We start from the raw sequence: 13,633 nt of genomic DNA, 5'->3' as shown, positions 1-13,633 counted from the left end.
GATTTCAGGCCCAAATGACGGCGAGGACGGCTTGCCCTGCCTTAGCGCGCAGATTAGAGCAGGCGGAACTTTCGGAGACAGCCATGCCCAGCGATAAATCCCAACCCTCATTCGTGCTTGTGCGCCCGCAGATGGGTGAAAACATCGGCGCCGCCGCGCGGGCGATGTGGAATTTCGGGCTGGATCGGATGCGGATCGTGGCGCCGAGGGACGGGTGGCCGAACCCCAAGGCGGTCGCGATGTCCAGCGGGGCCGGGCGTCTGCTGGATGAGGCGCAGCTGTTTGACGATCTGGCGGGTGCGCTGTCCGACAGCACCTTTGTTTTCGCCACCACTGCGCGGCAACGCGGGTTGACCAAGCCCGTCTTTAGCCCCGAGCGTGCGATGCAGATCGCGGCGGAGAAAGTCGCAGCGGGTGAAAAGGTTGCAGTCTTGTTCGGTCCCGAACGCGCGGGGCTTGAAAATGAAGACATCGCCAAGGCGAACGCCATCATCTCGGTTCCGGTGAATCCCGAATATGCCTCGCTGAACCTTGGGCAGTGTGTGTTGCTCACCGCTTACGAGTGGATGCGTCAAACTGGGGATGTGGTGCATGAGGCCACAGATCTGGGCAAGGGCGACTGGGCTACAGGCATCGAGGTCGAGAAACTGGTCGAACACTATGAAGACCGGTTGGAAGAGGCCGGGTTCTTTTACCCGCCTGAAAAGGCCGAAGGTATGAAAACGAACCTGCGCAACCTTTGGTCGCGGATGCGCATGACGCGGGCCGACGTGCAGATGCTGCATGGGGTCATGCGGCAGATGGTCCGCTGGAAAGACAAAGGCTGAGGCTGGACCTATGTTCCGCTTCACCCTAGCTTGCGACGAAATCCAAGGCACAAGAGGACGGCATGAGCGGTAAGCGCAGCATCTTCGAAGACGTCTCAGACACTGAAAAACAACAGGCCGTTCAGCCGGGTATGCTCGATCGCGGCCGCGGCGGCGCGCGCAAGGCCATTCGTATCTGGCTGATGATCCTGTTTGCGCTGGTGGTGGTTATGATCGCGGTGGGTGGGCTGACGCGCCTGACCGACAGCGGATTGTCGATCACCGAATGGCGTCCGATCACCGGAGCGGTGCCACCGATGAACGAGGCGGACTGGCAGGCCGAGTTCGACAAGTACAAGCAGATCGACCAATGGCGCATCCAGAATCAATGGATGGAGCTGGATGACTTCAAATCGATCTACTGGTGGGAATGGGGCCACCGTCAGCTGGGCCGCGTGATTGGACTGGTCTGGGCGCTTGGTTTCTTTGGCTTCCTTATTGCGCGGAAAATTCCGACCGGGTGGACTGGCAAGCTTCTGATTCCGGGCCTTTTGGGCGGTGTTCAGGGGGCCGTTGGTTGGTGGATGGTCGCCTCGGGCGTAACCCAAGGCGAGGGGATGATTGCCGTGGCCAGTTATCGACTGGCGATCCATCTGGGGTTGGCTTTTGTGATCCTCGGCTTCCTTGCCTGGTACATCTTTGAGCTGGGCCGCGAGGAGCGTGACCTGATGCAGGCCAGGCGCGCGAAAGAGGCGCGTCTGTTCTCATTGTCCACCGGCCTGATGCATTTCGCCTTTTTGCAGATACTCATCGGCGCGCTTGTTGCAGGGATCGACGCAGGACGGTCCTATACGGATTGGCCGTTGATCGGCGGACAGCTTTTGCCGCCAGATATGACGATGCTCGAACCGATGTGGCGCAACTTCTTCGAAAGCCCCGGTCTGGTTCAATTCATCCACCGTTGTGTGGGATACCTGCTGTTCATCTTCGCGATCATCGTCTGGCGACGCGGCAGCAGCAGCGCCCACCCGCAAACGCGCTTTGCCTTCAACACAGCCTTCGCTGTACTTTCGCTGCAGGTGGTGATCGGCATCGCGACGGTGATCTATGCGGCCCCGTGGCAGATCGCCATCTTCCATCAGTTCATGGCAGTGGTCGTCTGGACGCTGATCCTGCGGGCTCGTTTCCTGACAGCATACCCAATTGCAACCTCTGTGCGCGGAGCCTGATTTCCATGACTGCTTTTGACGATCTGATGGCGTTCCAACGCGAAACCTCGGCTTTGGGAGAGATTGCCGGACGCTTGGGCTGGGATCAGGAAACGGTGATGCCGCGCGGCGCCGCGCCGCAGAGGGCCGAAGAGATGGCCGCGATTGAGGCGGTTTTGCATGCCCGCCGATCCGACCCACGCGTGGCTGGGTGGTTGGATCAAGCCGACCCTCAGGATCAAGTCGGACAGGCGCAATTGCGCGAAATTCGCCGGTCTTATGAGCGGACGGTCAAGGTGCCCGCCGATCTGGCAACAGCGATTGCGCGGGTGACGTCCGCAGCCCAGGGAATCTGGGCGCAGGCCCGCGCTGACGAAGACGTAACCGCGTTTTTGCCAGTTCTGGACGAGGTCGTTGCCCTGAAGCGTGAAGAAGGCGCGGCGCTGGCCCAGGGTGGCGATGTGTATGACGCGATGGTCGAGGATTATGAGCCCTATACAACTGGCGTGCAGATTGCCGAAATATTCGATGAGATGCGCCCACGTCTGGTGGCATTGCGCGCCGCTGTTCTGGACAAACCTGCGCCCGATGGCCTGACCGGGAAATTCGACGAACTGGCCCAGATAGGTCTGTCGCAAAAACTGGCCATTGCCTTTGGTTATGACCTGAACACAGGCCGTATCGATAAGGCTGTGCACCCGTTCAGCTCGGGCAGCGGGCTGGACGTTCGGATCACCACCAGAACCAGTGAAACCGATCCGTTCAACTGTTTCTATTCGACAATCCACGAGGTCGGCCATGCCGCCTATGAACAGGGTATCGATGCGGCATACGCCCTGACGCCGTTGGGGCGGGGCGTTTCGATGGGCGTTCACGAAAGCCAGAGCCGAATTTACGAGAACCAATTGGGCCGTTCTCGTGCCTTCACCGGTTGGCTGTATGGCCAAATGAAAGATGCGTTCGGCGATTTCGGTATTGCGAACGAAGACGCCTTTTATGCAACGGTGAATGGCGTCCACAACGGATATATCCGCACCGAGGCGGATGAGGTTCAATACAATCTGCACATCATGCTGCGTTTTGATCTTGAACGTGCCCTGATGGCCGGGGACCTGCAGGTCAATGATCTTGAGGCCGCGTGGAATGACCGGTTCAATGCAGATTTTGGCTATGCGGTCGACAAACCGTCAAACGGGTGTCTTCAGGATGTGCACTGGTCAGTGGGTTTGTTCGGCTACTTCCCGACCTATTCGCTGGGCAATGTCTATGCCGGGTGCCTCTATCAGGCGCTTCGGGCGGCGGTGCCGGATCTGGATTCGCAATTGGCGGGCGGGGACACATCGGGCGCGACGGCGTGGTTGCGCGAGAATGTGCAGCAACATGGCGGGCTTTATGCGCCGCGCGAAACCATTCAGCGCGCAAGCGGTATGGAACCTGGACCTGAACCGTTGCTTGGTTACCTGGAGCAGAAGTTCGGCGGGTTATACGGGCTCTGAAGTCAGGAAACGTTTCGTCAAGTTGCCGTGTATGGCATTGGCTTTGATCTGAATGCAGCTAGGGTGGTTCGAACGGTTTTACCGAAGGAACCACCTTGTTCTTTGCAACACATGTCAAACCACACATAGCTTCTATTCTGACCAGCAACATCCGGCTAATGGCGCGCAGACGCGTGCAGGAGGCAAAGCATCAGCTGCTAAAGCGCCCGCGCGTTGTTCATTACTTCCATGATGTTTCCGACCCATACTGCCACCTCACCGCACAGGTTTTGCAGCGGTTTCAAGACAATTATGATGTCGAGCTGCGCCCACATCTGATTTCTGGCCCACCGATTGAAGCGTTGCCAGACCCCGTGGCGCATCGGAAAAACGCCATCACTGATGCAACAAGATTGGCCCGAAAACTTAGCCTCAGCGCTCCTGAAGGCTCTGTTCCTGCCAATGATGCGATTGCGGATGCTGAAAAACTGATGGCAGCCGATCTGGCGAACGGAAGCTTTATTGAGAACGTCAGGGATACAAGCACGAACCTGTGGTCGGGCAGGGGCTTGCCATCATCAGATCACGCCAAACCCGCTGCACTGATCAGCGATGGTGACCAAACGCTCGCTGCGCTGGGTCACTATCTGGGCGGAACGTTTTATTATGACGGCGAATGGTATTGGGGCGCTGATCGTCTTCACTATCTCGAAAACCGGTTGCAGCACGCGGGATTGGGTGGCGGTTCGCCGCGAATTGTGCCTTTGCCTTCCGTCCAACCGGCAAAGAGGGTTTCTCAAGGCCAGGAGATCGAGTTCTTCTTTTCATTCCGCAGCCCTTATTCGTATCTGGCGTTTGACCGGACCGTCGATTTAGCACACCACTATGGCGCAAGGCTAGTTCTGCGCCCGGTTTTGCCGATGTTGATGCGCGGTTTACCCGTACCTCCGTCCAAGTCCTCCTACATCCTCTATGATTGCGCGCGCGAAGCACGGCGGCTGGGGATCCCGTTTGGACGTATCTGCGATCCTTTGGGCAAAGGGGTCGAGCGTGGCTATGCCCTGCTGGACTATGCCGAGGGGCAGGGCAAGCTACCCGAATTCTGTTCCGCCTTCCTGCGCGGGGTCTGGGCTGAGGGTCTGAACGCCGCAACTGATCGGGGGCTTCGGACAATTGTCGATAACGCGGATTTGGATTGGCTGGCTGCGAAACCGTTCCTGAATCCAGATCTTTGGCGAGATCGGGTGCAGACCAACCAGAACCGTCTGCAAGAGATAGGGCTATGGGGCGTCCCAAGTTTCCGCGTCGCCGGGGAAAGTGTCTGGGGGCAAGATCGCCTTTGGGCCGTCGAGGATTGTTTGACGTAAAAAAGGCGCCACACCCGAAGGTGAAGCGCCTGAATAATGTTCTGGATCAGAGAGTTACTCTTCGGTTTCGTCCTCGTCACCCTGATCGGCGATCCAGGCCACACTGACGACCTCTTCGCCCTTGCCGGTGTTAAAGACCTTCACACCACCTGCGCTGCGTGACCGGAAGGAAATCCCCTCGACAGGGACACGGATCGACTGGCCTTTGGATGTGGCCAGCATGATCTGATCTTCCATGTCGACCGGGAACGAGGCGACAAGTTCGCCACCGCGCATCGCCTTGTCCATGGCGGCCACGCCCATCCCGCCGCGTCCGCGCACTGGGTAGTCGTGGCTGGAACTGAGTTTTCCCGCGCCGCCCGCCGTGATCGTCAGGATCAGGTTCTCGGCCGCCGACATCTCGGCATAGCGCTCTTGAGGAAGCACGCTGTCAGCGTTGCCTTCGTCTTCGTCGCTGCCGGTATCATCCGTGACGCCAGCCATCAGGCGGCGCATCTTCAAATAGGCGGCGCGCTCGTCCGAGGTAGCCTCGAAATGGCGGATCACAGACATCGACACAACCCGGTCGCCATTCGACAGCCTGATACCGCGCACACCGGTGGATTCGCGTGAGTTAAAGACGCGCACATCAGTGGTGCGGAACCGGATTGCGCGGCCCGAATTGGTGACCAGCATCACGTCTTCGTCTTCCGAGCAAATGCGGGCATTCACCAGCTCAACATCCTCGGGCAGCTTCATCGCGATCTTGCCGTTGCGGCGGACATTGGTGAAGTCCGACAAGCGGTTACGCCGCACATCTCCGGCACTGGTGGCAAAGACGATCTGCAGGTTTTCCCACTCTTCATCCGGCACGTCGACGGGCATGATCGCCGCGATCGATACCCCGGTCGGGATCGGCAGGATGTTGACGATGGCTTTGCCTTTGCCAGTCCGGCTGGATTGCGGCAGACGCCAGGTCTTAAGCTTGTAGACCATGCCTTCGGTGGTGAAGAACAGCAGCTGCGTGTGGGTGTTGGCTACGAAGAGGTTGGTAACAACATCCTCTTCCTTGGTTTGCATCCCTGACAGGCCCTTGCCGCCGCGTTTCTGAGCACGGAAATCGGCCAGTGGAGTACGCTTGATGTAGCCGCCCGAAGTCACGGTCACGACCATGTCTTCACGTTCGATCAGGTCTTCGTCTTCCATGTCGCCGGACCAATCGACGATTTCGGTGCGACGAGGTACTGCGAACTGCTCGCGTACATCGCGTAGTTCGTCGCCGATGATCGACATGATGCGCTCGCGCGAGGACAGAATATCAAGGTATTCCTTGATCTTACCTGCCAGTTCTTCCAGTTCGTCCGTGACCTCTTTGACACCGATCTGGGTCAGACGTTGCAGGCGCAGATCAAGGATGGCGCGGGCCTGAATTTCGGTTAGGTTATAGGTGCCGTCGTCGTTCATCTTGGACAGAGGATCGTCGATCAGGCGCAGATAGCCTTCGATCTCGGCTGCGGGCCAGCGGCGGGTCATCAGCTTTTCACGCGCTTGTGCGGCGTCTGCCGATGAACGGATCGTAGCGACCACTTCGTCCACATTCGATACGGCCACGGCCAGACCACACAGGATATGGCTGCGTTCGCGCGCTTTGCGCAGGTCATAAGCGGTGCGGCGGGCAACGACGTCTTCGCGGAAGTCGATGAAAGAGGTCAGAAACCGGCGCAAGGTCAACTGCTCGGGGCGTCCACCGTTCAGCGCCAGCATGTTGCAGCCAAAGGACGTCTGCATTGGTGAGAACCGATAGAGCTGATTCAAAACCACCTCTGGCGTTGCATCGCGCTTCAGTTCGACTACAACGCGCACACCGTTACGGTCGGATTCGTCTTGTACGTGGCTGACGCCTTCGATCCGCTTTTCGCGCACCGCTTCGGCAATCTTTTCGATCATCGAGGCTTTGTTCACCTGATAAGGGATCTCATCCACGACAATCGCGTAGCGGTCCCTGCGGATTTCCTCGACGCGGGTCTTGGCACGGATGATAACGCTGCCGCGGCCTTCCAGATACGCTTTGCGCGCGCCAGACCGGCCAAGCATCACACCACCGGTCGGGAAGTCAGGACCGGGGACGTATTCTATCAGCTGCTCGGACGTCAAATCCGGATCGTCGATCAGCGCCAAAGTGGCATCGACTACTTCGCCCAGATTATGTGGCGGGATGTTGGTTGCCATACCTACAGCGATACCACCGGCACCATTGACCAGCATGTTCGGAAAACGGGCGGGCAGGACGGTCGGTTCCCGGTCTTTACCGTCATAGTTATCCTGAAAATCGACCGTCTCTTTTTCGATATCGGCCAGCAAGGCTGCGGCAGGTTTGTCCATCCGCACTTCGGTGTAACGCATGGCTGCCGGGTTATCCCCGTCCATCGAGCCAAAGTTGCCCTGACCGTCGAGCAAAGGCAGCGACATCGAGAAGTCCTGTGCCATCCGCACCAGCGCGTCATAGATCGCGCTGTCGCCATGCGGGTGGTACTTACCCATCACATCGCCAACCGGACGGGCCGATTTGCGGTATGACTTGTCATGGGTGTTCCCCGTCTCGTGCATCGCGTAAAGGATGCGTCGGTGCACTGGTTTCAGGCCGTCTCGCAGATCGGGGATCGCGCGGGACACGATGACCGACATGGCATAGTCCAGATAGGACGTACGCATCTCGGATTCGATGGATACCGTCGGGCCGTCGTAAACGGGGCGCTGAGGCGGGGTTTCATCCATGTTTTCTGGGGTTTCTGGCGTATCGCTCACGTAAACTGCCCGTTTATTGTGCTGGGTCTATATCTTGTGGATGTACCTTATCAGACCCGGCACATAAGGTGCAAGCAAGCAGCGCATTCTGTGCAAAAAACACCCGTAACACTGGGGTAACATATTGTTAATCAAGGGTTAGGTGGTTTTCGTGCTATGCTGAAGAGACCTTGCAACAAATTTGGAGGTCTGCATGGAGCAAAGTGAAACAGAACTGATGCTCAAAGGGTATGGGCTGACAACAGCTGAAATTTTTTATCACATGCCCGATTATATTCACGTACTCAATACATTCATTTGGCAGGATTACGACCTTGCACCAGATCACCCCAAGTTATTCGATTTTATTGAATTCTGGCAGCGTGAGATAGAAGGACCGCTGCATTCGGTGCGATTTACCCATCGCAAGATGATCGCGCCGGGCGAATGGCGCAACGTGGTGGGCGAATTCCGCGTGAATTGACTCTTGGGCGCATCAGGCCCAAACACATATCCAATTCGGTGCATCCGGTATCTTGGCGGGCAAGCCATTGATCGTAAGCGGAAAATGGCGTGCTCAGAGGTTTGCTGTTTACAGCCGCTATCTGCCTGAGTGGACCGAAGGTATTTTGATAAAATCTGGAAAGGCGCTGCCAACACGGCAAACGCTGTCGGATGTTGAACAGAGAACGTTGGACAAGCACTTGATTAATGGGTGAATGCGGTTGTTGAAAACCTCACGCCCACTTCTGATCTGTTGTCCGGCGAAGCGACGCCCGCAGAGCCAGGCTGGACGTAGGCTTTACTGCGATTGCTTCCCGCAAAGTCGTCGTCTTTCCGGTAGCCGCAGGATATGGTCGCGGCCAGGCAGTGGACAAAAAAACCGGCCAGCACACTTACATGAATATTGGAACCGGTGGGTCCGAGACCAAATTCGTGATCTTGTTTGGAACGCAGTCGGATTTGGACAATTTCGTTACCCACGGCTACGACGCCGCCGCAGAAGCCGGCGCTATGTATGGCGATGAACGCGAGGATAAGCCTCTCAGGTCCACAAATGGGCGGACGTTCTTCGTACTCAGCAAAAAAGGCTGACGCTTCAGACGCGAAGTACTGGAGGTCACCCGAGCTGAATTAGCCCGAGCAGCTGGCTCCACCCAAAACACAGAACTTGGCGCAATGCGGGTGGTTGAGGTGCACGTCCGCCTCGGCCTCGGCCAGTGTCGCGCCCATTTCGAACTCCGGTTCATAGGGCAGAAGGGTGCAGGCCAGAACCGCGGGGCGGTCCGCGCCCTTGCGTTTGACCACCATGCGGGCATTCGAACACATGACCGCCTCGGGAGATTTGTCCAGAATGCCCCAGCAAGCGGTTGTGATTTCAGGGACTTCGACGGTTTCGTCCATTTCAGGAAATAGCACGGTCTGGCCAGGGTTCTGCGCGTCGATGTCAAAGCTGTGCTGCTTGAAGAACGCATCATACCCGGCGCGGCTGTCGGCATCGCTGTCGCCCCAAACTGTGCGGCCTGCGATGGCGATATTGAACCCATTGTCGCGCAGCCACTCCATTCCGGTGACGGTCTTGTCAAAACTGCCTTTGCCGCGTTCCTCGTCATGCAGTTCCGGGCGATAGTGGTCGACGGAAATCCGCAAGGTCAGCTTGTCATTATATTCGCGCTGCAGATCCAACAATCCTTCGCGCATCTTTCGGCGCATCATCGGTTGCATTGCATTCGTCAGGATCAGGACCTCATAGCCGCGTTCCAGCGCGGCGCGGGTCATGTCGATCATCTGAGGGTTCATAAAGGGCTCGCCACCTGTGAAGCCAATCTCGCGCACCGGCCATTTGCGCTGTTCGATCTGATCCAGGTAATCGCGCACCTCATCTGTGGTGATATAGACCAGCGCATCATTGGTCGGGCTGCTGGCGATATAGCAATTGACGCATTCGATGTTGCAAAGGGTGCCAGTATTGAACCACAACGTCTCAGGGTTCTTCAGCGTGACTGAGGCGCGGGTTTGCCCATCTGCTGTCACCAATTTGTTCTGAAACTTGCCGATATTGGCGGTCTGAGGCGCGTTGTCTTTCATTCCGGTATCCGGTTCTTTGAAGTTACTTATGATGTAGCCGGTCGACTCGGATTAGTTAAGTCAGGCAGATGGCACCTGACAGAGTTTTGATGTTGTGTTTTTTGCTGTGGTTGATTGCGCTAACATTGGACATGCCCGGCGGGGCAAGATAAGGAAAAGCCATGGTTTCTCGCGTCATACCCGTTGATCCGTTTGATCTCGTCATTTTTGGCGGGACGGGTGATTTGGCGCAGCGTAAGATTTTGCCGGCTCTGTTCCGACGCTTTTGTTCAGGGCAATGGGCCGAAGGCGTTCAAATTATTGGTGCGGCGCGTACGGTCCACGACCGTGCAGGGTTTCAGGCTCTGGTCGCCGAATCGCTTCACACCCATGCCGCTGCGCAGTGTCAGGACGCGGGCGCATTGCACGCGTTCCTGGACCGCGTCGACTATGTGACCCTTGATGGGTATTCGAATGAGGGCTGGGAGCAGCTTGCCGACAAGCTGAGCCACGACAGGGTGCGGGCGTTTTACTTTTCAGTCGGCCCGCGCCTGTTCGGGCCGTTAGCCGAGCGTATCAAGGCGCATGATCTGGCAACGCCAAGCACGCGGATTGTTGTTGAAAAACCGTTTGGCCACGATCTGGAAAGTGCGCGGGCGTTGAACGCGACATTGGCGGAGCATTTCAGGGAAAGCCAGATTTACCGGATCGATCACTATCTGGGCAAGGAGACCGTTCAGAACCTGATGGCCGTTCGATTTGGCAACATGCTGTTCGAACCGCTGTGGAATAGCCAGTATGTCGACCACATTCAGATCACGGTGGCCGAATCCGTAGGGATCGACGGGCGGGAAGAGTATTATGAGCGTGCAGGTGCCATGCGCGATATGATGCAGAATCACCTGATGCAGCTTCTGTGCCTGATAGCGATGGAACCTCCGGCAAAATTTGATCCGGATGCGGTGCGGGACGAAAAGCTTAAGGTCATTCGCGCCTTGGATCAGGTTGAACCGCACCACATCGTGCGTGGACAGTTCGATGGCGGCGGCAACGGGAAAGGATACCGCGAGATTGTGGGCAACCCACGCTCGACCACTGAAAGCTACGTGGCATTGCGGGCGCATGTCAGCAATTGGCGGTGGGCGGGTACTCCGTTCTACCTGCGCACGGGAAAGCGTCTGGTGGCGCGGTCTTCGGTGATCAACGTGATGTTCAAGGATGCGCCGCATTCGATCTTTGGCGAGGAAGCCGGACGCCACGCGAACGTCCTGTCGATCCGCTTGCAACCGAACGAAGGCATAACCTTGAAGGTCACGATCAAGGAACCGGGGCCGGGCGGTATGCGGCTCGTCGATGTCCCCCTGGACATGAGCTTTGCCGAGGCGCTGGGGTCTGGAAACCAGGACCCACCGGATGCCTATGAACGGCTGGTAATGGATGTGATCCGCGGCAACCAGACTTTGTTCATGCGCGGGGATGAGGTTGAGGCCGCGTGGGCCTGGACAGATCCGATCATCGCCGGCTGGCACACACGCGGCGACGTTCCGAAACCGTATGAAAGCGGTAGCACAGGCCCGGGCGACGCCGAGCTGCTGATGAAACGAGATGGTCGCCGCTGGCAAGGAATAAACCCATGAAGATTCAGGAATATGCTGATCGCGACATGCTGGCAATTGATGTCGCAAACGCCTTGGCCGGAGAGTTGGAGGCCGCCTTGCTGCATCACGATACGGTCTCGTTGGCCGTGCCGGGCGGCACGACCCCCGGGCCGGTGTTCGACGGCCTTTGCGCAGCCGATCTGGAATGGGATCGGGTGCGGGTATTGCCCACTGACGAACGTTGTGTTCCCGGCGATAGTGATCGTTCTAACGAACGGCTGATCCGGCAGCGTTTGCTGACGAACCGGGCTTCGGCAGCTCAATACGTGCCGCTGTATGTTGAAGGTAAAGAGCCGGGCGATGTCCTGCCGGAAATCGAATCCCTGATTACACCAGTCTTGCCCTTGTCGGTTCTGGTTCTTGGAATGGGCGAGGATATGCACACAGCTTCTCTGTTTCCGGGGATGGAGGGGCTTGAGACCGCGCTGGACAGCCACGCGCCGCCGCTTGCAGTCGCCCGTCCCGAAACCCAACCCGAGGCGCGGATCACGCTGACCGGCCCGGTGCTGGACGGAGCGTTGTCGAAACACCTGATTATCTTTGGCGCCGCCAAGCGTGATGCGTTGGATAAGGCCATGTCTCTGCCACCGGAAGAGGCACCGATCGCTGCGGCGCTGACCGGAATGACGGTTCATTGGGCGGAGTAACACAGATGCAGTTGGACCCGCTCAAAAATCTTGCATCCGACGCGCAGGACAAGGCCATCCTCGGGCTGTTTGAAAGCGACCCGAACCGCGCGCAGAATTTTTCTGCGTCCACCGGGGATCTGCTGTTTGATTACTCCAAAACCCAGATCACCAACGAAGTCCGGGATGCCCTGATCGCGCTGTGTAATGATGCGGATCTGGCTACACGACGCGCGGCAATGTTCGATGGTGAAAAGATCAACGAAACCGAAGGTCGTGCGGTATTGCACACCGCGCTGCGCAATCTGGACGGTGGTCCGGTTGAGGTCGATGGGCTGGACGTCATGCCCGACGTTATGGACACGTTGCAACGGATGCGGGTTTTTGCCGAAGAAGTGCGTGGTGGAGCGTTCACAGGGGCAGGGGGCGCGTTTACCGATGTGGTGAATATCGGCATCGGTGGTTCGGATTTGGGTCCGGTGATGGCGACGCATGCGCTGGCACCTTATCACGACGGACCAAGGCTACATTATGTCTCGAATGTGGACGGCGCACATATCGCCGATACGCTGCGCCAGCTTGATCCGACGCGGACTTTGGTAATTGTCGCCTCCAAGACCTTCACGACGATCGAAACGATGACCAACGCCCGAACCGCACGGGCATGGATGGAAGACGGCGGTGGCGATCCGGGCAAGCAGTTTGCTGCCGTTTCCAGCGCGCTGGACAAAACCCAAGCCTTTGGCATCCCCGAAGAGCGCGTGTTCGGTTTTGCCGATTGGGTCGGCGGGCGATACTCGGTCTGGGGGCCGGTTGGTTTGCCGGTGATGATCGCCGTCGGATCAAATGCCTTTGACGCGTTCCTGCGCGGCGGCGAGGCGATGGATGTACATTTCCGCGCCGCCGACTGGGCCGAGAACATGCCGGTTATGCTGGCCTTGGTCGGTGTTTGGCATCGTCAGGTCCTGGGCCATGCCAGCCGGGCTGTGTTGCCCTATGATCAACGCCTTTTGCGATTGCCCGCGTATTTTCAACAGCTTGAGATGGAGTCGAACGGCAAGTCTGTTGCCATGGACGGCAGCACTCTGACCGTGTCTTCGGGTCCCGTCGTCTGGGGCGAGCCAGGCACAAATGGGCAACATGCGTTCTATCAACTGATCCATCAGGGCACCGATGTAATCCCGTGTGAATTCATGGTTGCGGCCGAAGGGCACGAACCGGAACTGACCCACCATCACCGCCTGTTGCTGGCCAATTGCCTTGCACAGTCCGAAGCGCTGATGCGCGGCCGGTCGCTGGGTGAAGCACGACAACGGATGGCGGAGAAGGGGCTGGAAGGGGACGAGCTGGAACGGCAAGCCCGTCACCGTGTTTTCCCAGGTAACCGTCCTTCCACAACGTTGATGTATCCAAAGCTTACGCCGTTTGTTCTGGGCCAGATCATCGCGCTGTACGAACATCGGGTGTTTGTCGAAGGTGTTTTGCTGGGCATCAACTCATTCGACCAGTGGGGCGTTGAGTTGGGTAAGGAACTTGCCACATCTCTCGGCCCGATCGTTGACGGTGAAGAAAGCACATCCGGCAAGGACGGTTCGACCGCTGCTTTGGTCGCCTATGCCATGCGTCACCGCGATCAGTAACGTGTTTTTTGGCGGCCTGCCGT

General features: G+C 57.8%; 11 protein-coding genes. 9 read left to right on the top strand and 2 right to left on the bottom strand.

From position 1 onward, the window contains the following. Positions 1-83: 83 nt before the first annotated feature. The 4 genes from GOW16_RS09340 (at position 84) to GOW16_RS09325 (ending at position 4,856) form a co-directional block, all read left to right on the top strand. Entirely contained in the window at positions 84-827 is a 744-nt protein-coding gene (locus GOW16_RS09340; RefSeq protein WP_170413689.1) for an RNA methyltransferase, read from the top strand. A gap of 62 nt (positions 828-889) precedes the next feature. After that, positions 890-2,035 (top strand): heme A synthase, encoded by a 1,146-nt coding sequence (gene ctaA, locus GOW16_RS09335; RefSeq protein WP_170413686.1) that lies wholly within the window; start codon positions 890-892, stop codon positions 2,033-2,035. A gap of 5 nt (positions 2,036-2,040) precedes the next feature. Further along, on the top strand, positions 2,041-3,510 hold the full coding sequence (locus tag GOW16_RS09330; RefSeq protein ID WP_170413683.1) for a carboxypeptidase M32: 1,470 nt from the start codon (positions 2,041-2,043) through the stop codon (positions 3,508-3,510). Between the two features lie 158 nt (positions 3,511-3,668). After that, positions 3,669-4,856 carry a DsbA family protein gene (locus GOW16_RS09325; RefSeq protein ID WP_170414637.1) on the top strand — a complete coding sequence of 396 codons (1,188 nt, stop codon included), beginning with the start codon at positions 3,669-3,671 and terminating at the stop codon, positions 4,854-4,856. Between the two features lie 54 nt (positions 4,857-4,910). Here the strand turns inward: GOW16_RS09325 and gyrA are convergent, their stop codons facing one another. Further along, positions 4,911-7,640, bottom strand: coding sequence for a DNA gyrase subunit A (gyrA, locus tag GOW16_RS09320; RefSeq protein ID WP_170413680.1), 2,730 nt, complete (start codon positions 7,638-7,640; stop codon positions 4,911-4,913). 193 nt (positions 7,641-7,833) lie between these two features. Between gyrA and GOW16_RS09315 the strand changes: the two genes are divergently transcribed. Continuing rightward, a complete protein-coding gene (locus GOW16_RS09315; protein ID WP_170413677.1) occupies positions 7,834-8,103 on the top strand; it encodes an usg protein in 270 nt (89 codons plus the stop codon). A gap of 416 nt (positions 8,104-8,519) precedes the next feature. After that, positions 8,520-8,714 (top strand): hypothetical protein, encoded by a 195-nt coding sequence (locus tag GOW16_RS09310; RefSeq protein WP_170413674.1) that lies wholly within the window; start codon positions 8,520-8,522, stop codon positions 8,712-8,714. 39 nt (positions 8,715-8,753) lie between these two features. On the opposite strand, the gene GOW16_RS09305 is transcribed toward GOW16_RS09310, so the two are convergent. Continuing rightward, positions 8,754-9,707: a radical SAM protein gene (locus tag GOW16_RS09305; protein ID WP_170413670.1), complete on the bottom strand. Its 954-nt coding sequence runs from the start codon at positions 9,705-9,707 to the stop codon at positions 8,754-8,756. 161 nt (positions 9,708-9,868) lie between these two features. Between GOW16_RS09305 and zwf the strand changes: the two genes are divergently transcribed. From zwf to pgi, 3 genes are read left to right on the top strand one after another with little or no spacing between them, the layout of a single operon-like run. Next, positions 9,869-11,323: a glucose-6-phosphate dehydrogenase gene (zwf, locus tag GOW16_RS09300; RefSeq protein ID WP_170413667.1), complete on the top strand. Its 1,455-nt coding sequence runs from the start codon at positions 9,869-9,871 to the stop codon at positions 11,321-11,323. Beyond that, positions 11,320-11,991: a 6-phosphogluconolactonase gene (pgl, locus tag GOW16_RS09295; RefSeq protein WP_170413664.1), complete on the top strand. Its 672-nt coding sequence runs from the start codon at positions 11,320-11,322 to the stop codon at positions 11,989-11,991. Before zwf ends, pgl begins: the two co-directional genes overlap by 4 nt. Positions 11,992-11,996: 5 nt before the next feature. Then, positions 11,997-13,610: a glucose-6-phosphate isomerase gene (pgi, locus tag GOW16_RS09290; RefSeq protein ID WP_170413662.1), complete on the top strand. Its 1,614-nt coding sequence runs from the start codon at positions 11,997-11,999 to the stop codon at positions 13,608-13,610. Positions 13,611-13,633 lie beyond the last annotated feature (23 nt).

The organism is Ruegeria atlantica (assembly GCF_013033965.1).
Lineage (GTDB): Bacteria > Pseudomonadota > Alphaproteobacteria > Rhodobacterales > Rhodobacteraceae > Ruegeria > Ruegeria atlantica_D.
This window is presented reverse-complemented; position numbering and strand designations above follow the sequence as displayed.

Coding starts and splice junctions, on each gene's coding strand:
- GOW16_RS09340 (WP_170413689.1), top strand. CDS start 84: ATGCCCAGCGATAAATCCCAACCCTCATTCGTGCTTGTGCGCCCGCAG.
- ctaA (WP_170413686.1), top strand. CDS start 890: ATGAGCGGTAAGCGCAGCATCTTCGAAGACGTCTCAGACACTGAAAAA.
- GOW16_RS09330 (WP_170413683.1), top strand. CDS start 2,041: ATGACTGCTTTTGACGATCTGATGGCGTTCCAACGCGAAACCTCGGCT.
- pgi (WP_170413662.1), top strand. CDS start 11,997: ATGCAGTTGGACCCGCTCAAAAATCTTGCATCCGACGCGCAGGACAAG.
- GOW16_RS09305 (WP_170413670.1), bottom strand. CDS start 9,707: ATGAAAGACAACGCGCCTCAGACCGCCAATATCGGCAAGTTTCAGAAC.
- pgl (WP_170413664.1), top strand. CDS start 11,320: ATGAAGATTCAGGAATATGCTGATCGCGACATGCTGGCAATTGATGTC.
- GOW16_RS09315 (WP_170413677.1), top strand. CDS start 7,834: ATGGAGCAAAGTGAAACAGAACTGATGCTCAAAGGGTATGGGCTGACA.
- GOW16_RS09325 (WP_170414637.1), top strand. CDS start 3,669: ATGGCGCGCAGACGCGTGCAGGAGGCAAAGCATCAGCTGCTAAAGCGC.
- GOW16_RS09310 (WP_170413674.1), top strand. CDS start 8,520: ATGAATATTGGAACCGGTGGGTCCGAGACCAAATTCGTGATCTTGTTT.
- zwf (WP_170413667.1), top strand. CDS start 9,869: ATGGTTTCTCGCGTCATACCCGTTGATCCGTTTGATCTCGTCATTTTT.